We start from the raw sequence: 20,099 nt of genomic DNA on the forward strand, positions 1-20,099 counted from the left end.
GGCGCGGCATGGAAGGGCAGCCTGTTGGTGGGGTCGCTCAAGTTCGGCTATTTGGACCGCATCGAGGTGCGGGACGGCAAGGTGGTGGCCGAGCAGAAGCTGCTGGCGTCGGCGCGCGAACGCATCCGCGACGTGCGGCAGGGGCCGGACGGGCTGATCTACGTGCTGACGGACGAGGACGATGGCAAGTTGATCCGGCTGCAACCCTGATCGTCGACCCCCACAGCGCCGTCGAGGCCCGCCGGCGCCGGCTCAGGCGGGTGCGGCCTTCTCAGGGACGGGGGTCACTGCAGCGCGGCAGCGGGGCCTGGGCCAGCAACCGCTGCCATAGCGGGCGCCAGGCCGGCCAATCGTGCCCACCCGGCGCCGTCAGCACGCGCTGCGGCGGCAAGGCCGGAGCCAGCACCCGGTGCGTGGGCGCGAGGCGGTCGTCCACGCCAAAAGCCAGATAGAGCGGGGTATGGGCCGCACGGGGCCCGACATAGCGCTGAAGGCAGGTCCATGCCCGCACACCGATGGCATCGTTGGTCTGTGCCGGCGGGCGCCAGCGTTCAGGGCCGCCCTGGGCCGCCACGTCGGCGGCGGTTTGCGGCTCGCCCAGATAGGGAGCGATCAGCAGCAGACCGTCGATTTCTTCAGGGTGCTCATCGGCGTAGAGCAGTGCGCCCAGGCCGCCGAGCGAGATGCCGGCCAGCCAGATGTGGCGGTAGCCCTGCGAACGCGCCGGGCCGATCACGTCGGCGTGCAGGCGGTCGACCACGCTGCGGTCCTTGTAGTAGCCCATGTGGGCGTCCGCGCGGACCAGGTCGGCCCGCAGGCCGGCCACGCGGAACGTGTCGATGAAGCCTTCGCTCGACATTTCGTCCAGCAGCATCCCGCGACCGGGGAGCAGCACGATCAGCGTGTCAGCGGGGCCGCAGGCGCCCGCATCGGGCAGCGCAGGCATCGGCACGACGGGCGTCCGTGGCAGCCAACCGCATCCCGGCAAGCCGGTCGCCGCGATGGCGGAGGCAGCCCAGGCGAGAACGCCCCGGCGACGCAGGGGCACCCTCATGGCGCTGTCCCCACCGCCAGGTGTTCTAACCCTGCGGCGGCCAGCGCAGGCGGATGGGGCGCAACGGATCGGGCAGGGGGAGGGACAATCGCCGGCATGCGGCTCATTGTGGCCATCTCCCGCTTTTCCGTCCTGCCTCTTCTCCTTCTCGCCCTATGCTCCTCGACGCCGAACAATCCCAACTCGTGCTCATCGACTACCAGCCTCGGCTGATGCCCGCCATCTACGAGGGCGAGGCCGTGATGGCCAATGCGCGCCGTCTCGCACAGATGGCCGGGCTGGCCGACGTCCCGGTGTTCGGCACCGAGCAGAACCCCTCCCGCCTCGGCCAGATGCCGGCCGAGCTGCGCGACCCATGCCGCCGGGTGATGGCGAAGATGCAGTTCAGCGCCGTGGCAGAGGGGCTGGGCGAATGGCTGCGTCCGCCGGCACGCCCCGCGCAAGGCAATGCGCGCAGCCTGCCGCGCCATCTGCAGAAGCCGCAAGCCGCGGCGCCCGAGCGTGGCAGCATCGTGATCGCCGGCTGCGAGGCCCATGTCTGCGTACTGCAGACGGCGCTGGAGCTGCTGGAGGACGAGTTCGAGGTCTGGGTAGTGACCGACGCCTGCGGCTCGCGCACCGAGCGCAACCGAGATGCGGCCTTCGACCGCCTGGCGGGCGCGGGTGCCGAGCTGGTGACCACCGAGATGGTGGGTTTCGAATGGCTGCGCAGCGCGGAGCATCCGGCCTTCAAGGAACTGCAGGCGCTGATCCGCTGACGGGCCTGCCGGCCAAGCTGGCGTTCGCTTCTGTGTTGAGCGGGCGGGTTCCGCCCCTGTCAGTCTGCCGAAAGGCCGTCTCCAATAATCACGCTTACGGCCGCCGCCCGTTCCGGCCGGCCGTCCCCAAGGCGCACCTTCGACGCCAGCGACCAGGAGACAACCAGGCCATGAGCAGCTATCAGGCGTTCTATCGCCGTTCCATCGATGAACCCGAGGCCTTCTGGGCCGAGCAGGCACGGCTGATCGACTGGCACCAGCCACCGACCACCATCCTCGACCGCAGCCGGCTGCCGTTCACCAGCTGGTTCGGTGGTGGCGCCACCAACCTGTGCCACAACGCCATCGACCGACACCTGCCGCAGCGGCGGGACCAGCCGGCGGTGATCGCCGTCTCGACGGAGACCGGCACGGAGCGCACCTACACCTACGGCGAACTTCACCGCGAGGTGCAGCAGATGGCCTCGATGCTGCGCAGCCTGGGCGTGGGCCGGGGCGACCGGGTGCTCATCTACATGCCCATGATCGCGCCCGCAGTGTTCGCCATGTTGGCCTGCGCCAGGCTGGGTGCCATCCACAGCGTGGTCTTCGGCGGTTTTGCCAGCGCCTCGCTCGCTTCCCGCATCGACGATGCGCAACCCGAGGTGATCGTGAGCACCGACGCCGGCTCGCGCGGCGGCAAGGTGCTGGCGTACAAGCCGCTGCTGGACGAAGCGATCCGGCTGGCCGCGCACAAGCCGTCCGCGGTGCTCCTGGCCGACCGCGGGCTGGCGGACATGGCGCTCGTTCCGGGCCGTGACCACCGGATGGATGAGCTCGCGCCCGCTCATGCGCAGGCCGAGGTCCCCTGCGAATGGCTGGATTCGGCCGACGTGAGCTACACGCTCTACACCAGCGGTACCACGGGCCGGCCCAAGGGCGTGCAGCGCGACGTGGGTGGCTATGCGGTGGCGCTGGCGGCCAGCATGCGGCACATCTTCCAGGCCAGCCCGGGTGAGACCTACTTCTGCACCAGCGATATCGGCTGGGTGGTCGGCCACTGCTACATCGTGTATGGCCCGCTGATCGCGGGCATGGCGACCATCGTGTACGAGGGGCTGCCCACGCAGGGGCTGGACGGCCAGCCTGACGGCGCGATCTGGTGGCGGCTGGTGGAGAAGTACAAGGTCAACGTGATGTTCTCGGCACCGACGGCCGTGCGCGTCCTCAAGAAGCAGGATCCCGCGCTGCTGCGCCAGCATGACGTCTCCAGCCTGCGGGCGCTGTTCCTGGCGGGCGAGCCGCTGGACGAGCCCACCGCCCGCTGGATCAGCGACGGCCTGGGCGTGCCGATCATCGACAACTACTGGCAGACCGAGTCGGGCTGGCCCATCCTGACCGTGGCGCACGGCGTGGAGAAGCAGGCCACCAAGTTCGGCAGCCCCGGCGTGCCCATGTACGGTTTCAAGGTCAAGTTGGTGCACGAAGCCACCGGCGAAGATCTGACGACACCGGGCGAGAAGGGCGTGGTCGTCATCGAGTCGCCCACGCCACCCGGCTTCATGCAGACCGTCTGGCGTGATGACGAGCGATTCATCAATACCTACTGGCGCAGCATTCCGGGCATCGAGGTCTACTCGACCTTCGACTGGGGCACCCGCGATCCCGACGGCTATTTCTACATCCTGGGCCGCACCGACGACGTGATCAACGTGGCGGGCCATCGGCTGGGTACCCGCGAGATCGAAGAGGCCATTTCCGCCCATCCGGCCGTGGCCGAGGTGGCGGTGGTGGGCGTGGCGGATGCGCTCAGGGGCCAGGTCGCCGTCGCCTTCGTGGTGCCGCGCACGGGCGCCGGTGATGAAGCGGCTGCCCTGAAGCTGGAAGGTGAGGTGATGAAGACGGTCGCCAACAGCCTGGGTGCGCTCGCGCGGCCGGCGCGCGTGCATTCGGTCGCCGCGCTTCCCAAGACGCGCAGTGGCAAGCTGCTGCGCCGTGCGCTGCAGGCCGTGTGCGAGCGGCGCGATCCCGGCGACCTGACCACCATCGACGATCCCGCCAGCCTGCAGGCCATCCAGCGTCTGATCGGCTGAACTTCGGCGCGTGTTCTCTTGTCAGATTCGAAGCGCACAATGGTGCGTTCCGAATCACCGCGGCAGTGCGCGCGTGCGGCGTGGCACAATCCCGGGTGTACTCAGGCCCTTCCCCAGCCACAGTCGCATCCGCCATCCGGTTCAGCCGTGTCGCGGAAGGTTTTCTTAACCAGCTAATGCTTCCCTCAGGGAAGCGGAGGTCAGCGGAACATGAGCGATTCCCCCGCGTCCATCTATAACGCCTATCAAGGCAACAGTTACCTCTTCGGCGGCAATGCGCCCTATGTCGAAGAGATGTACGAGAACTATCTCGCCAACCCCGGCAGCGTGCCGGACAACTGGCGCTCGTACTTTGACGCACTCCAGCACGTGCCCGCGTCGGACGGAAGCGATTCCCGCGATGTTCCGCATCAGCCCGTCATCAACGCCTTCGCCGAGCGCGCCAAGCAGGGCGGTACCCGCGTGGTCGAAGCCAGCGGCGCCGACTCCGAACTGGGTCGCAAGCGCACTGCCGTCCAGCAGCTGATCGCCGCCTACCGCAACGTCGGCGCCCGCTGGGCCAACCTGGATCCGCTGCAGCGCGCCGAGCGCCCGGCCATCCCCGAGCTGGAGCCGTCCTTCTACGGCTTCGCCGACGCCGACCTCGAGACGGTCTTCAACACCAGCAATACCTTCTTCGGCCGCGAGACCATGTCGCTGCGCGACCTGCTGAACGCGCTGCGCGAAACGTACTGCGGCACCATCGGCGTCGAGTACATGTACATGACCGACCAGGCGCAGAAGCGCTGGTGGCAGCAGAAGCTCGAAGCCGCGCGCACTAACCCCAAGCTCAGCGCCGAGAAGAAGAAGCACGTGCTCGAGCGCCTGACGGCCGCCGAAGGCCTGGAGCGCTTCCTGCACACCAAGTACGTCGGCCAGAAGCGCTTCTCGCTCGAAGGCGGCGAGAGCTTCATCGTTGCCATGGACGAACTTGTCAACGGCTCCGGCGCCAAGGGCGTGCAGGAAATCGTGATCGGCATGGCCCACCGCGGCCGCCTGAACGTGTTGGTCAACACCCTGGGCAAGGCGCCCAAGGACCTGTTCGCCGAGTTCGACCACACCGCCCCCGAAGACCTGCCCAGCGGTGACGTGAAGTACCACCAGGGCTTCAGCTCGGACGTGACCACGCCGAGCGGGCCGATGCACCTGAGCCTGGCCTTCAACCCCTCGCACCTGGAAATCGTGAATCCGGTGGTCGAGGGCTCGGTGCGCGCCCGCATGGACCGTCGCGGCGACAAGCGCGGCGCCTCGGTTCTGCCCGTGCTGGTGCACGGCGACGCGGCCTTCGCGGGCCAGGGCGTCATCATGGAAACGCTGGCGCTGGCCGAAACCCGCGGCTACTACACCGGCGGCACGATCCACATCGTCATCAACAACCAGATCGGCTTCACCACCTCGGATCCGCGCGACAGCCGCTCCACGCTGTACTGCACCGACGTCGTCAAGATGATTGAGGCGCCCGTGCTGCATGTGAACGGCGACGATCCCGAAGCCGTGGTGCTGTGCATGCAGCTGGCCCTGGAATACCGCCAGGAGTTCAACAAGGACGTCGTGGTCGACATCATCTGCTTCCGCAAGCTGGGCCACAACGAGCAGGACACGCCCTCGCTCACCCAGCCGCTGATGTACAAGAAGATCGCTGCCCACCCCGGCACGCGCAAGCTGTACGCCGACAAGCTGGCGGCCCAGGGCCTGGGCGAGACGCTGGGCGACGACATGGTCAAGGCCCAGCGCGCGGCCTTCGACGCCGGCAAGAACACGGTCGACCCGGTTCTGACCGACTTCAAGCGCAAGTACGCGGTGGACTGGAGCGCCTTCTCCAACAAGAAGTGGACCGACGCCGCCGAGACGGCCCTGCCGCTGGCCGAATGGAAGCGCCTGGCCGAGAAGATCACCACCGTGCCTGAGGGCTTCACGGTGCATCCGCTGGTCAAGAAGGTGCTGGACGATCGTGCCGCCATGGGCCGCGGTGACGTCAACGTCGACTGGGGCATGGGCGAGCACATGGCCTTCGCCTCCCTGGTGGCCAGCGGCTACCCGGTGCGCCTGTCGGGCGAGGACTGCGGCCGCGGTACCTTCACCCACCGCCACGCCGTGCTGCACGACCAGAACCGCGAGAAGTGGGACACCGGCACCTACGTGCCGCTGCAGAACGTGGCCGAGAACCAGGCCCCGTTCGTGGTCATCGACTCCATCCTGTCCGAAGAGGCAGTGCTGGGCTTCGAATACGGCTACGCGTCCAACGACCCGAACACCCTGGTGATCTGGGAAGCCCAGTTCGGCGACTTCGCCAACGGCGCCCAGGTGGTGATCGACCAGTTCATCGCCTCTGGTGAAGTGAAGTGGGGCCGCTTGAATGGCCTGACGCTGATGCTGCCGCACGGCTACGAAGGCCAGGGCCCCGAGCACAGTTCGGCCCGCCTGGAGCGCTTCATGCAGCTGTCGGCCGACACCAACATCCAGGTGGTGCAGCCCACGACGGCCAGCCAGATCTTCCACCTGCTGCGCCGCCAGATGGTGCGCAACCTGCGCAAGCCGCTGGTCATCATGACCCCGAAGTCGCTGCTGCGTAACAAGGACGCGACCTCGCCGGTGTCGGAGTTCATCAAGGGTGGCTTCCAGACGGTCATCCCCGACGTCAAGGAGCTGAAGGCCGACAAGGTCAAGCGCATCGTCGCCTGCTCGGGCAAGGTCTACTACGACCTGGCCAAGAAGCGCGAGGAGAAGGGCGCCGACGACGTCGCCATCATCCGCGTCGAGCAGCTGTATCCCTTCCCGCACAAGGCTTTCGCGGCCGAGGTCAAGAAGTACCCCAACGCGGCAGACATCGTGTGGACCCAGGACGAGCCGCAGAACCAGGGCGCCTGGTTCTTCGTGCAGCACTACATCCACGAGAACATGCTCGACGGCCAGAAGCTGGGCTACTCCGGCCGCGCCGCCTCCGCGTCGCCGGCCGTGGGCTACGCCCACCTCCACCAGGAGCAGCAGAAGGCGCTGGTCGACGGCGCCTTCGGCAAGCTCAAGGGCTTCGTCCTGACCAAGTAAGTCCTCGCCACGGAGGCCGGTGCGTTGCGCCGGCCTCCTGTTCTTGCGCGCCCCATTTTTTTTGTCGTTCGCGGGCGTGTTCCCCTCGAATAAGCAGAGTCCATAAAAATGTCCATCGTTGAAGTCAAGGTTCCCCAGTTGTCCGAGTCCGTGGCCGAAGCCACGATGCTGCAGTGGAAGAAGAAGGCCGGCGAAGCCGTCACGGCCGATGAAATCCTGATCGAGATCGAGACCGACAAGGTCGTGCTCGAAGTGCCGGCCCCGGCGTCCGGCGTGCTGGCCGAGATCGTCCAGGCCGATGGCGCCACCGTCGTTGCCGACCAGCTGATCGCCAAGATCGACACCGAAGGCAAGGCCGGCGCCGCCGCCCCCGCACCGGCTGCCGCCGCACCCGCGCCCGCTGCTTCGGCCCCCGCTGCTGCCGCACCGGCCGCCACCGGTGGTGCCAAGTCCGACGTGGCCATGCCCGCCGCCGCCAAGCTGCTGGCCGACAACGGCCTGAAGACCAGCGACGTCGCCGGCTCCGGCAAGGATGGCCGCGTAACCAAGGGCGACGTGCTGTCGGCCGTCGCTGGTGGCGCCACCGCCGCCAAGGCACCCGCCGTGCAGATCCCCACCGGCGCGCCCAAGACCTCGCTGCCGCAGGTCGCCGCGCCCACCGCCGCCAACCTGGGCGACCGCCCCGAAGAGCGCGTGCCGATGAGCCGCCTGCGCGCCCGCATCGCCGAGCGCCTGCTGCAGTCGCAGTCCACCAACGCCATCCTGACCACCTTCAACGAGGTGAACATGGCCCCGGTGATGGACCTGCGCAAGAAGTTCCAGGATGCCTTCACCAAGGAGCACGGCACCAAGCTGGGCTTCATGAGTTTCTTCGTCAAGGCGGCCGTGCACGCCCTCAAGAAGTACCCGGTGCTCAACGCCTCGGTCGACGGCAACGACATCATCTACCACGGCTACTTCGACATCGGCATCGCCGTCGGCTCGCCGCGTGGCCTGGTGGTGCCGATCCTGCGCAATGCCGACCAGATGAGCTTCGCCGACATCGAGAAGAAGATCGCCGAGTTCGGCAAGAAGGCCCAGGAAGGCAAGCTGTCCATCGACGAGATGACCGGCGGCACCTTCTCCATCTCCAACGGCGGCACCTTCGGCTCCATGCTGTCGACGCCCATCATCAACCCGCCCCAGTCGGCCATCCTGGGCGTGCACGCCACCAAAGACCGCGCCGTGGTCGAGAACGGCCAGATCGTGGTGCGCCCGATGAACTATCTGGCGATGAGCTACGACCACCGCATCATCGACGGCCGCGAAGCCGTGCTGGGCCTGGTGGCGATGAAGGAAGCGCTGGAAGATCCCTCGCGCCTGCTGTTCGACATCTGATCGCCCCAGCTGCGTGAGCGATGGCGCTGCGCTGCACCCAGTACTTTCTCGCCACGCGCGAGCGCGACGACCGCAAGTCGATCGAGCTCGCGTGGATCGAGTGGGTGGTGCAGGCGCCGCAGCATCGCCATCTCCAGGAAGACGGCCGCTGGCGCCTGTGGGCGCCGGTGCCCGAGGCGGAAGGCCGATGGCTGCGCGTCGTGCTCCTGGGGGACGGCGAGACCGTCCACAATGCGTTTTTCGATCGGAGCTTCAGGCCATGAAGGTCACGTACTTCCAGGACACGGACACCCTCTACATCGAGTTCCGCAACGGCCAGGTGGCCGAGACGCGCGACCTCGACGAGAGCACGCTGCTGGAGTTCGACGACCAGGGCCGCATGTGCGCCATGACGATCGAACACGCCAGCGAACGCGCAGACATTCCCGCCTTTTCATTCGAGCAGGTTGCCGCACGCCCCGTCGGCGCGCAACCGCACCAAGGACACCCATGAGCACCAAGCAATTCGACGTCATCGTCATCGGCGGTGGCCCCGGCGGCTACATCGCTGCCATCCGCGCGGCCCAGCTGGGCTTCAACACCGCCTGTATCGACGAGTGGAAGAACGGCAAGGGCGGCCCGGCGCCGGGCGGCACCTGCACCAACGTGGGCTGCATCCCCTCCAAGGCCCTGTTGCAGTCGTCCGAGCATTTCGAGCACGCCAACAAGCACTTCGCCGAGCACGGCATCACGGCCTCCGACGTCAAGATGGACGTGGCCAAGATGCTGGCCCGCAAGGACGGCGTGGTGAAGCAGAACAACGACGGCATCCTGTACCTGTTCAAGAAGAACAAGGTCAGCTTCTTCCACGGCCGCGGCTCCTTCGTGAAGGCCGCCGAGGGCGGCTACGAGATCAAGGTGGCCGGCGCGGCCGAAGAGACCCTGGTCGGCAAGCACATCATCGTGGCCACGGGCTCCAATGCCCGCCAGCTGCCCGGCGTGCCCTTCGACGAAGAGACCGTGCTGTCCAACGATGGCGCGCTGCGCGTGGGCGCCGTTCCCAAGAAGCTGGCGCTGATCGGCTCCGGCGTGATCGGCCTGGAGATGGGCTCGGTGTGGCGCCGCCTGGGTGCGGACGTCACCATCCTCGAAGGCCTGCCGACCTTCCTGGGCGCCGTGGACGAGCAGATCGCCAAGGAAGCCAAGAAGGCCTTCGACAAGCAGGGCCTGAAGGTCGAGCTGGGTGTGAAGGTGGGCGAGGTCGCCAAGACCAAGGCCGGTGTCACCATCGACTACACCGACGCCAAGGGCGAAGCGAAGAAGCTGGAAGCCGACAAGCTGATCGTCTCGATCGGCCGTGTGCCCAACACCATCGGCCTGAATGCCGAGGCCGTGGGCCTGAAGCTGGACGACCGCGGCGCCATCGTGGTGGACGACGAGTGCAAGACCAGCCTGCCCAATGTGTGGGCCGTGGGCGACGTGGTGCGCGGCCCGATGCTGGCGCACAAGGCGGAGGAAGAGGGCGTGGCCGTGGCCGAGCGCATCGCCGGCCAGCATGGGCACGTCAACTTCAACACCATTCCCTGGGTCATCTACACCAGCCCCGAGATCGCGTGGGTCGGCCGCACCGAGCAGCAGCTCAAGGCCGACGGCGTGAAGTACAAGGCCGGCACCTTCCCCTTCCTGGCCAACGGGCGCGCACGCGCGCTGGGCGACACCACGGGCATGGTCAAGTTCCTGGCCGACGCCACGACCGACGAGATCCTGGGCGTGCACATCGTGGGCCCGATGGCCAGCGAGCTGATCTCCGAAGCCGTCGTTGCGATGGAGTTCAAGGCCTCGGCCGAGGACATCGCCCGCATCTGCCACGCGCACCCGTCGCTCTCCGAAGCAACCAAGGAAGCCGCGCTGGCCGTCGACAAGCGCACGCTGAACTTCTGAGTTGGCGCTCCCGTCCGTCAAGGAGGCCTACGAGGCCGAACTCAAGGGCCGCGGCTACAGCGCCGATCCCGCGCAATTGCGCGCGGTCGATGCGCTGGACCGCTGTGCCCGCGAGTGGGCCGAGTACAAGGCCCAGCGCTCCAACGCCTTCAAGAAGCTGATCCACCGCCCGGCCGTGCCGCGTGGTGTCTACATGTATGGCGGCGTCGGGCGCGGCAAGAGCTTCCTGATGGACTGCTTCTTCAATGCGGTGCCCATCAACCGCAAGACGCGCCTGCACTTCCATGAGTTCATGCGCGAGGTGCACCGCGAGCTGGCCGACCTGCAGGGCATCCAGAACCCGCTCGACGAGCTGGGCAAGCGCATCGCCAAGCGCTTCAAGCTGATCTGTTTCGACGAGTTCCACGTCGCCGACATCACCGACGCGATGATCCTGCATCGCCTGCTGGTGGCCTTGTTCGAGAATGGCGTGGGCTTCGTCACCACCTCCAATTTCAAGCCCGACGACCTGTACCCCGGCGGGCTGCACCGCGACCGCATCCTGCCGGCCATCGACCTGCTCAACGCGAAGCTCGAGGTCATCAACGTGGACAACGGCACCGACTACCGGCGCCGCACGCTGGAGCAGGTGCGCCTGTACATCACGCCCAACGACAGCGGCTCCGAGAAGGAACTGCGCAAGATCTTCGACAAGCTGGCGGAGAAGGGCGACGACAACCCGGTGCTCAACATCGAGAAGCGCGAGATCCGCGCCCGCCGCCGCGCCGGCGGCGTGGTGTGGTTCGACTTCCGCACGCTGTGCGGCGGGCCGCGCTCGATGAACGACTACCTCGAGATCGCCAGCCAGTTCCACACCGTGCTGCTGTCCGACGTGCCGGAGATGCCGGTGCGCATGGCGTCGGAAGCACGGCGGTTCACCTGGCTGGTGGACGTGTTCTACGATCGGCGGGTGAAGCTCGTGCTCTCGGCCGCGGTGCCGCCGGAGCAGCTCTACACCGAAGGGCCGCTGGCGCACGAGTTTCCACGCACCGTCTCGCGGCTGAACGAAATGCAGTCGGCCGAGTTCCTGGCGCTGGAGCGCCGTACCGTGGACACCCGCCTCACATGAGTCTTCGCCTCCGTCTTGCCGCGACGTTGCTGGCTGCCTGCTCGGCCGGCGGTGTGCTGGCCCAGCCCACCACCGCATCTGCTGCTTCTGGCGTGACCCCGGCCAGCGATGAGCGCGAGCGCATCGGCGCCGAGCGCCGGGCAGAGGAACTGCGTTACTCGGCCCGGCGGGCGCAGTGTTACCAGCGCTTCGCGGTGAATGACTGCCTCACGGGTGAGGGCCAACTGCATCGCGAGGCGCTGGACGCGTTCAAGCGCCGGGAAGCTGCGCTCAACGACGCCGAGCGTCGGCAGCGGGGCGAGGACGCCCTGCGCCGCATCGAGGAAAAGCAGGCCAACCCGCCCGCGCGCGATCTGCCGCAGGAGCGCGAGAAGAACCGTCAGGCGCAGCAGGACCGGGAGCAGCGCAACGCCGACCATGCTGCGGGCCGCGCGGCGACCGCCGCTCAGGCGTCGCAGCGGCGCCAGCAGTTCGAGGACCGGCAGAAGGCGCAGGCCCAGAAGGCCGCCGAGCGGGCGCAGCGTCGCACCCAGGACGCCGCCGAGCGGGAGCGTTACGAGCGGCGCCAGACCGACGCCGAACAACGGCGAGCGGATGCGCGCCGCCGCGATGCCGAGCGCACCAAGCCGCCGGCGGCGCCGCTGCCGGATCCAGCGGTCAAGCCCTGAGCCGATTCCGCCACACGGCCGTCGCAAGCGCGCCTGCGCATCACCATCGGCTCGGTCGCCCTGCGGAAGAACCAGAACCACCAGCCTCCTGGCGCGCCGCGGCCGCGAGGCCGGCCGCTCAGCGCTGGGGACTGCTGTTCAGAAAGGCATCGAGTGCGGTCGGGGCAGGCTCGGCAGGCTTGCCGGGCAGCTCTTCCATCTTCACCACGATCAGCGACAGGTTGTCGCCGGCGCCGCCGGCGCGTCGGCGGGCCTCGTTCACCAGCATCTCCGCGGCAGCGCGTGCCGGATACCGGGCGATGACGGCGCCGAATTCCTCGGCGGTGAAGTAATGCCAGAGGCCGTCGGAGCACGCCATCAGCGCATCGCCAGGCATCAGACCGTCGATGGCCTCGAGGTCCATGGGCGGCAGGGTGGATTGCATGCCGAGGCAGCCCACGAGGATGTTCGCCTTGGGATGGCGCAGCGCCTCGTCTTCGTCGAGTTCGCCGCGCTGCACCAGCACTTCGACATAGGAATGGTCGCGTGTGCGGCGCACCATCCGGCCGCGGCGGAACAGGTAGATGCGCGAGTCGCCCGCGTGGATCCACGCGCCCCGACCATCCGGATCGAGCAGGAAGGCCGCCACGGTGCTGTGCGGCTCCTGTTCGCTGGACAGGGCCGTAAGCCGGATCACCGTGTGGGCTTCGTCGACGAGCTGACGCAGCAGCCGGTCGGGTTCGTCCGTGCCGGGTGCGTAGCGGGCGAACAGCTGTTGGGCGGTCATGATGACCTGTTCAGAAGCCTTTCGGCCACCGCTGCGGCCGCCCATGCCGTCGGCGACCACCGCCAGCAGGCAGCCCGGCCGTTGCGGATGCCCGATCAGGGCAACCTGATCCTGTTGGTAAGGCCGGTCTCCCTGATGGAGACCCGTGGCAGCGGACAATCGGAAACCGGTGTGAGGCATTGGCGCAGTCGGCGCCGCGGCGCGCCAACGAGAAGGCTAGATGGCTATCAGGCACCCATTATCGAGCGATCCAGTGACACCGTTACTCACAATTGACAGTTTCTTCACTCTGTTCGGAATGTGTGGACGGCCGGCGACGCGCTTCCTCGTCCATACGGGGGGGTGCATTTAGATGGCACTGGAAGAAGAGGTGCTAAGCGTTTTCGCCGAGGGCGGCGCATTGGCCGATGCGGCGGAGCAGTTCCGCGTGCGGGAAGGGCAGACGCACATGGCCCTCGCGATCGCGCGGACCGTGGCCGAAGGCGGGCAACTGGTGGTGGAGGCCGGCACCGGCGTGGGCAAGACCTTCTCCTACCTCGTGCCCGCGCTGCTGAGCGGCGAGCGGGTCTTGCTGTCGACCGCCACCAAGGCCCTGCAGGACCAGCTGTTCGGACGTGATCTGCCCCGACTGCTGGAGGCGCTGAACCTGCCGCTGCGCACGGCCCTGCTCAAGGGCCGCGGCAGCTATCTCTGCCTGCACCGCATGGCCCAGGCCCGCCACGATGCAGGCAGCGAGCGGGGTGTCGCCCACGCGCTGGCCAAGGTGGAGCGCTGGGCCCTGACCACGCGCACCGGCGATCTGGCCGAACTGCCGGGCCTGGACGAGCGTTCGCCGGTCATTCCGCTGGTCACCTCCACCCGCGACAACTGCCTGGGCCAGCAGTGCCCGCAGTTCAAGGCCTGCCACGTCAACCTGGCCCGGCGCGAGGCGCTGGCGGCGGACGTGGTGGTCATCAACCACCACCTGTTCTTCGCCGATCTGGCCGTGCGCGAGTCGGGCATGGCCGAGCTGTTGCCCAGCGTGCGGGTGGTGGTCTTCGACGAGGCGCACCAGCTCAACGAAACCGGGGTGCAGTTCCTGGGCGTGCAGCTGGGCACGGGGCAGGCGCTGGATTTCGCGCGTGACCTGCTCGCGGCCGGCCTGCAGCAGGCGCGCGGCCTGGTCGACTGGCAGGACGTGGCCGGCAAGCTCGAACATGCCGCCCGCGAATTGCGCATGGTCGCCGGCAAGGGCTGGCCGGGCGCCAAGCTGCGCTGGAACGGCGCATCGCCCGAGGGCATCGGCGCCACGCAGTGGCAGACGTGCCTGGACACCCTGCGCCGCGCCGCCGAGGACGCCGCCGCCGCGCTGGACACGGTGAGCGAACTGTCACCCGACTTCGTGCGGCTGGCAGAGCGTGCCGCCACGCTCGTGGAGCGTGCGGGTCTGCTGGCCGAGCCCTGTCCACCGGATGCGGTGCGCTGGGTGGACATCGGCACGCAGGTGCGCCTCGTGCAGTCGCCGCTGGACATTGCGGACGCGGTGCGCAAACGCGTGCTCAAGGCAGACCGGCCAGCCCCGTCGGAGCCGGCACCGGGCGGCGAGACGCGCAGCCGGGCTTGGATCTTCACGTCGGCCACCTTGGGGGACGATCCGCAACTGCGCTGGTTCACCGAACCGTGTGGCCTGGAAGAGGCGCAGGTGCTGCGCGTCGCCAGCCCCTTCGACTACGCGCGGCAGGCTGCGCTGTATGTGCCGCGCCAGTTTCCCCGCCCCGCGGATGCGGGCCATCCGGACGCCGTGGCCGCGCTGGCGGCCAAGGGCGCCTTGCGTCTGGGCGGCCGCACGCTGGTCCTCACGACGACGCTGCGTGCCTTGCGCAGCATCGGCGACGGCCTGCGGGATCGCCTGCGCGCGGCTGGCAGCGACGTCGACGTGCTGGTGCAGGGCGAATGGCCCAAGCGCGTGCTGATGGAGCGCTTCCGCGCCGGTGCCGACGAGGGTGCCACCGGCTGCGTGCTGGTGGCTTCGGCCTCGTTCTGGGAGGGCTTCGACGCACCGGGCGATGTCCTGCAACTGGTGGTGATCGACAAGCTGCCCTTTCCGCCACCGGGCGATCCGCTGGTCGAGGCGCGCACGCGCCGGCTGGAGGCGCAGGGCCGCAGCGGCTTCGGCGACTACTCCATTCCCGAGGCGGCGGTGGCGCTCAAGCAGGGTGCGGGCCGGCTGATCCGCCGCGAGAGCGACCGCGGCGTGCTGGTGGTGTGTGACACCCGGCTGGTGTCCATGGGCTATGGCCGCCGGCTGCTCGCTGCGCTTCCGCCGATGCGGCGCTTGGCGACCGAGGCCGACTTCGAGCAGGCGCTGGACGACCTGATTTGAGGTGCTCTCGAGGCCTTCCGATCGAGTTCCAGAGGCCGCCTTCGGGCGGCTTTTTTCATGGGAATTTCAAGCCGATGCGAGGACACGGCACAGCCCTAAAAACCAGGTGCTACGTGTATTTGCGTAGCCGCTTCTTCGCGTTAACCCGGAGGAAAAGTCACCGATGCGACGCCTGCGCGCCGCAGGGGCCCTCCGGTACGTAATTCCCCTCTGCAGTCGGTCAGATTCCGATCAGTGTGGCAGCCGGAGCATCCCCTCCGCCCCAGCAGCTGCGGCTGCAAAGGAGACATTGGCACCCCGCTGGATCCCCCGGCGCGAGAGGTACCAACCGATCCACAACATCAACATGACGACGCTTCGCCTCCCCTTATGAACGATCGCAACCTCAACCGAGGACTGTTCCTCATCGCGCTCGCACTGCTGTTCGGCGTGCCGGCCTTCAACTACCAGATCGGCAGCTTCGCCCATGCCGGCCCGGGCCTGTTCCCGGCCATGGTCAGCGGCATGCTGCTGGCGATCGGGATCATCACGGTGATCCGCTCGCGCTTCGTCAAGCCGATCCCGATGTCGGTGAACTTCAAGAACATCGCGATCATCCTGGCCAGCCTGTGCACCTTCGCGCTCGTGTCCACCTACGTGAACATGACCGTCGGCATCGTCGTCATGGTGTTCATCGCCTCGCTGGCCGCCAGCGGCAAGTATTCCTGGGTGCGCAACGTCAAGGTGGCGGTGGTGCTCGTGGGCTTCGCCTTCGGCTTCCAGAAGCTGCTCGGCCTGAACCTTCCCCTGTACTGATCGGAGCCTGCACACCATGGAAGCTCTCCATAACCTGGCGTTCGGCTTCGAGCACGCGCTGACCATCCACAACCTGATGTACTGCGCCATCGGCTGCGTGGTCGGTACCCTGGTGGGCCTGCTGCCTGGCCTGGGCCCGCTGGCCACCATCAGCCTGCTGCTGCCGCTGACGTATTCCATCGACACCACCGGCGCGCTGATCATGCTGGCCGGCATCTACTACGGGGCGCAGTACGGCGACAGCGTGTCGGCGATCACGATGAAGATCCCGCATGCGAGTTCGATCGTGGCCTGTATCGACGGCTACGCGATGACGCTCAAGGGCAAGACGGGCCTGGCGCTGTTCACGGCCGGCTTCTCCAGCTTCATCGGCGGCACCGTGGCCATCGTGGTGCTGACCTTCCTGGCGCCCAAGCTGGGCGAGGTGGCCTTCCTGTTCGGCCCCGCGGACTACTGCGCGCTGATGATGGTGGGCTTCGTCTGCGTGAGCTTCGTGACCACCGGCAGCCTGCTCAACGGCCTGGCCATGTGCCTGATCGGCGTGCTGCTCGGCCAGATCGGCACCGACGTGAACAGCGGCGTTCAGCGCTACACCATGGACCTGCCCTTCCTCGCCGACGGCGTGGGCCTGGTCAGCATCGCGCTGGGCTGCTTCGGCATTGCCGAAATCACCAAGAACCTCGACAGCGGTGAAGAGCGCTCGCCCTTCAACGGCAAGATCCACCTGATGCCCACCTGGGAAGAGTTCAAGCGGATCATCCCCAGCGCCCTGCGCGGCAGCGTGATCGGCTCCTTCCTGGGCATCCTGCCCGGCGGCGGCCCGGCCATCGCCCAGTTTGCGGCCTACGCCATCGACAAGAAGGTCAGCAAGTACAAGCACGAGATCGGCACGGGCTGCATCGAAGGCGTGGCCGGTCAGGCTGCTGCCGACGAAGCCGCTGCACGCACCAGCTTCATCCCGCTGATGTCCATCGGCATCCCCGAGAACGCCGTGATGGCGCTGATGATGGCCGCCTTCATCATCAAGGGCATCCAGCCCGGCCCGAACATGATCGCTGGTCACCCGGAACTGTTCTGGGGCCTGGTCGCCTCGATGTGGGTCGGCAACTGCTTCCTGATCATCCTGAACGTGCCGCTGGTGCGCTACTGGCTGTCGGTGTTCAAGATCCCGTACGCCGTGCTCTTCCCGGGCATCCTGTTCTTCTGTTGCATCGGCACGTACAGCGTCAACAACAACCTGGAAGACCTGTACATCACCGCTGCCTTCGGCCTGCTGGGCTTCCTGTTCATGAAGTTCGACCTGGATGCCGCGCCGCTGATGCTGGGCTTCATCCTGGGCCCGATGCTGGAAGAGAACTTCCGCCGCACGCTGCTGCTGAGCCGCGGCAGCTTCGGCATCTTCTTCGACCGGCCCATCAGCGGCACGCTGCTGTCGCTGATCGGTGTGTTCATCGCATGGCAGACCATCGGCTTCTTCATCAAGGCGAAGAAGCAGAAGAACGGTGCCGCCGCACTGCCGGCAGCGCACGAGACGGCCTGAGGCCGCGCGCGACGCACTTCGGACGGGGCCTTCGGGCCCCTTCTGCATTTCTGGGCTTCGCTCCAGGCCGGACGGCGGACAAGAGGGCCGTCGCGGCTCGGCTGATGGCCCTGCGACAGTGCCGCCCGCCAACGCCGCCCACAATGGGCTGCTCCGCCGCACGGCGACCGTGCGCGGCACCTGTACTCATCCACCGGAGACGCCCATGCCCGAATCCATTCCCGCCACCGCGCTGCAACTGCGCTCGCTCGTCCAGGCCGATGGCACGCTGCAGATCAGCCTGGAGCCGGTGCCCGTGCCGCAACCTGGGCCCGACGAGGTGCTGATCCGTGTGCAGGCCACGCCGATCAATCCGTCCGACATCGGCCTGCTGCTCGGTCCTGCCGATCTGTCGACCGTCCAGGTGTCAGGCTCGGCTGAGCGGCCGGTGGTGACGGCCCGCATCCCCGAGCGCGCCATGCCCGGCATGGAGGCACGCGTGGGCCAGAGCCTGCCGGTCGGCAACGAGGGGGCCGGCCTCGTCGTGGCGGCGGGCGCGTCGCCAGCCGCCCAGGCGCTGCTGGGCCGCACCGTGGCCGTGATCGGCGGCGCCATGTATGCCCAGTACCGCACCATGGCGGCGGCCCAGTGCCTCGTGCTGCCCGAGGATGCGACGGCGGCGGACGGCGCCTCCTGCTTCGTCAACCCGCTCACCTCGCTGGGCATGGTCGAGACCATGAAGCGCGAGGGCCACACGGCATTGGTGCACACGGCGGCCGCCAGCAATCTGGGCCAGATGCTCAATCGCATCTGCCTGAAGGACGGCATCGGCCTGGTGAACATCGTGCGCAAGCCCGAGCAGGCCGCGCTGCTGCGCGGGCAGGGCGCGGTGCATGTGTGCGACAGCAGCGCGCCCGACTTCATGGCCCAACTCACCGAGGCGCTGGCGGCCACCGGTGCGACCATCGGCTTCGATGCCACCGGTGGCGGCACGCTGGCCGGTCAGATCCTGCAGTGCATGGAAGCGTCGATCGCGCGCCGCACGCCCAGCGAATACAGCCGCTACGGCTCCTCGGTGCACAAGCAGGTGTATCTGTACGGTGGCCTGGACACGCGGCCCACCGAAATCCACCGCAGCTTCGGCATGGCCTGGGGTGTGGGCGGCTGGCTGCTCTTTCCCTTCCTGCAGAAGATCGGCGAATCCGCGGCGCAGGCGCTGCGGGCGCGCGTGGCGGCCGAACTCAAGACCACCTTCGCCAGCCACTACGCGCGCACCGTGTCGCTGGCGGGGGCGCTGAGCGCGGAGGCCATTGCCTTCTACGGGGCGCGCAATACGGGGGCGAAGGTGCTGATCGATCCATCGCGCTGAACTGAAAAGCACCCCCATGCCGCTTCGCGGCTCGCCGTCTCTCGCGCCTTCGACTTGGAGGGCGGCGCACCCCGCAGCCTGGCGAAGCCAGTTCCGCGGGTGCCCTGGCATGGCCTGCTCCGCGGCCACATGATTGAATCGGTGCGCCTGTGGAGCCCCTTGGCAGCTGTCAGAGCGGCTCCAGCCCGACCTTCTTCATCATGGCCTGCGTCGAGCGCATCTCGCGCTTGAAGCCATCGACATAGGCGCTGCCTTCCTGGATGTCCACCTGGCCGCCTTGCTCCTGCAACTGGGCGATCACGCGCGGCTGCTTGAGCGCCTGCACGAAGGCGGCCTGGATGCGCTCGACCACCGCATCGGGCGTGCCTGCGGGGACCGAGATGCCGCCCCACGAGGTCAGCTCCACGCCGGGCACGCCGGCCTCCGCCAGCGTCGGCACCTGCGGCAGCACCGCATTGCGGCGCGGACCGGTCACCGCCAGCGCACGCAGTCGACCTGCCTGGATCTGCGGATAGGCCACAGCCAGGATGGGCGCACCGAACACCACCTGGTTGCCGAGCACTGCCGTGCACAGCTCCGACGCGCCCTTGTAGGGCACGTGCAGCGCGCCGCCCTTGATTGCGTCCAGGAACATCTCCACCCCCAGGTGCGAAGGCGTGCCCACGCCGCCGGAGGCGTACTCCACCTTGCCTGGCCGCGCACGGATCTGCCGCACGAGGTCGTCCACGCTGCGGATGTCCGAGTCGGCGTTCACGATCAGCACCACGTCGGCGCTGGTCAGCCGCATGATGTGGCGGAAGTCCTTGAGCGCATCGAAGCCCGGACTCTTGTACATGAACATGTTGGCCGCCATGGGCGCGGCCGAGTAGATCCAGGTGTAGCCATCGGCCGGCGCGCGGGCCACCAGCTTGGCGCCGATGTTGCCGCCCGCGCCGCCGCGGTTCTCGATGACCACGCTCTGGCCCAGCGCCGGCCCGACGGCCTCGGCCAGGATGCGTGCGGTGTTGTCCGGCCCCGTGCCGGCCAGGTAGGGCAGCACCCATTTGATGGGCCGGCTGGGGTAGGGCTCGGCGGCGCGGGCGAGGGGTGCCGCCAGGGGCGCGAGGGCGGCGGCGAGGCCAGCCCCCACCAGACGGCGGCGGTTCATGTCGGTCATCTTGCTTGTCTCCTTTTTTGATTCTTTCGAAAGCCGGCGTCCACGGCGCCGGCCCGGCGCCAGGCGTCAGCCCGCGGTGTCGGGCGCGAGC

Annotated in this window: 17 protein-coding genes; 14 read left to right on the top strand and 3 right to left on the bottom strand. The window is 68.0% G+C overall.

Features of this window, described 5'->3' with window-relative positions; all coding sequences use genetic code 11:
• Nucleotides 1–210: PQQ-dependent sugar dehydrogenase (locus QZ772_RS08425; protein WP_295524671.1), on the top strand; the 210-nt coding region annotated here is incomplete at its 5' end.
• A 61-nt stretch (nt 211–271) separates the two neighbouring features.
• Here the strand turns inward: QZ772_RS08425 and QZ772_RS08430 are convergent.
• Nucleotides 272–946: an alpha/beta hydrolase gene (locus QZ772_RS08430; RefSeq protein ID WP_295524708.1), complete on the bottom strand. Its 675-nt coding sequence runs from the start codon at nt 944–946 to the stop codon at nt 272–274.
• A gap of 263 nt (nt 947–1,209) precedes the next feature.
• Here QZ772_RS08430 and QZ772_RS08435 point away from each other — a divergent pair, with 263 nt between their 5' ends.
• From QZ772_RS08435 to QZ772_RS08475, 9 genes are all read left to right on the top strand, one after another.
• Entirely contained in the window at nt 1,210–1,812 is a 603-nt protein-coding gene (locus QZ772_RS08435) for an isochorismatase family protein (protein WP_295524674.1), read from the top strand.
• Nucleotides 1,813–1,982: 170 nt separating this feature from the next.
• Nucleotides 1,983–3,884, top strand: coding sequence for a propionate--CoA ligase (locus tag QZ772_RS08440; protein ID WP_295524676.1), 1,902 nt, complete (start codon nt 1,983–1,985; stop codon nt 3,882–3,884).
• A gap of 210 nt (nt 3,885–4,094) precedes the next feature.
• Nucleotides 4,095–6,968 (top strand): 2-oxoglutarate dehydrogenase E1 component, encoded by a 2,874-nt coding sequence (locus QZ772_RS08445; protein ID WP_295524679.1) that lies wholly within the window; start codon nt 4,095–4,097, stop codon nt 6,966–6,968.
• Between the two features lie 108 nt (nt 6,969–7,076).
• Nucleotides 7,077–8,345, top strand: a complete 1,269-nt coding sequence (odhB, locus tag QZ772_RS08450; RefSeq protein WP_058644511.1) for a 2-oxoglutarate dehydrogenase complex dihydrolipoyllysine-residue succinyltransferase — start codon at nt 7,077–7,079, stop codon at nt 8,343–8,345.
• A 20-nt stretch (nt 8,346–8,365) separates the two neighbouring features.
• A complete protein-coding gene (locus QZ772_RS08455; RefSeq protein ID WP_295524683.1) occupies nt 8,366–8,608 on the top strand; it encodes a hypothetical protein in 243 nt (80 codons plus the stop codon).
• Nucleotides 8,605–8,838 (top strand): DUF2283 domain-containing protein, encoded by a 234-nt coding sequence (locus QZ772_RS08460; RefSeq protein ID WP_295524686.1) that lies wholly within the window; start codon nt 8,605–8,607, stop codon nt 8,836–8,838. The genes QZ772_RS08455 and QZ772_RS08460 overlap by 4 nt, the downstream gene beginning before the upstream one ends.
• A complete protein-coding gene (gene lpdA, locus QZ772_RS08465; protein WP_295524689.1) occupies nt 8,835–10,265 on the top strand; it encodes a dihydrolipoyl dehydrogenase in 1,431 nt (476 codons plus the stop codon). The genes QZ772_RS08460 and lpdA overlap by 4 nt, the downstream gene beginning before the upstream one ends.
• A gap of 1 nt (nt 10,266) precedes the next feature.
• Nucleotides 10,267–11,373, top strand: coding sequence for a cell division protein ZapE (gene zapE / locus QZ772_RS08470; RefSeq protein WP_295524692.1), 1,107 nt, complete (start codon nt 10,267–10,269; stop codon nt 11,371–11,373).
• On the top strand, nt 11,370–12,041 hold the full coding sequence (locus QZ772_RS08475; protein WP_295524694.1) for a hypothetical protein: 672 nt from the start codon (nt 11,370–11,372) through the stop codon (nt 12,039–12,041). Before zapE ends, QZ772_RS08475 begins: the two co-directional genes overlap by 4 nt.
• 118 nt (nt 12,042–12,159) lie before the next feature.
• Here the strand turns inward: QZ772_RS08475 and QZ772_RS08480 are convergent, their stop codons facing one another.
• Nucleotides 12,160–12,987, bottom strand: coding sequence for a protein phosphatase 2C domain-containing protein (locus QZ772_RS08480; RefSeq protein ID WP_295524696.1), 828 nt, complete (start codon nt 12,985–12,987; stop codon nt 12,160–12,162).
• 268 nt (nt 12,988–13,255) lie between these two features.
• Here QZ772_RS08480 and QZ772_RS25495 point away from each other — a divergent pair, with 268 nt between their 5' ends.
• From QZ772_RS25495 to QZ772_RS08500, 4 genes are all read left to right on the top strand, one after another.
• The gene (locus QZ772_RS25495; RefSeq protein ID WP_366510560.1) at nt 13,256–15,169 is read left to right on the top strand and encodes an ATP-dependent DNA helicase; all 1,914 of its coding nucleotides are present in this window, start codon (nt 13,256–13,258) and stop codon (nt 15,167–15,169) included.
• Nucleotides 15,170–15,538: 369 nt separating this feature from the next.
• Complete coding sequence (locus tag QZ772_RS08490; protein ID WP_114804351.1) at nt 15,539–15,964, top strand: tripartite tricarboxylate transporter TctB family protein; 426 nt, start codon at nt 15,539–15,541, stop codon at nt 15,962–15,964.
• Between the two features lie 16 nt (nt 15,965–15,980).
• Nucleotides 15,981–17,504, top strand: coding sequence for a tripartite tricarboxylate transporter permease (locus QZ772_RS08495; protein WP_295524699.1), 1,524 nt, complete (start codon nt 15,981–15,983; stop codon nt 17,502–17,504).
• Between the two features lie 205 nt (nt 17,505–17,709).
• Nucleotides 17,710–18,852: a zinc-binding dehydrogenase gene (locus QZ772_RS08500; protein WP_295524702.1), complete on the top strand. Its 1,143-nt coding sequence runs from the start codon at nt 17,710–17,712 to the stop codon at nt 18,850–18,852.
• A 169-nt stretch (nt 18,853–19,021) separates the two neighbouring features.
• On the opposite strand, the gene QZ772_RS08505 is transcribed toward QZ772_RS08500, so the two are convergent.
• Nucleotides 19,022–20,008 carry a tripartite tricarboxylate transporter substrate binding protein gene (locus tag QZ772_RS08505; protein WP_295524705.1) on the bottom strand — a complete coding sequence of 329 codons (987 nt, stop codon included), beginning with the start codon at nt 20,006–20,008 and terminating at the stop codon, nt 19,022–19,024.
• Nucleotides 20,009–20,099 lie beyond the last annotated feature (91 nt).

Origin of the sequence: uncultured Pseudacidovorax sp., assembly GCF_913773995.1 — a bacterium.
Lineage (GTDB): Bacteria > Pseudomonadota > Gammaproteobacteria > Burkholderiales > Burkholderiaceae_C > Xenophilus.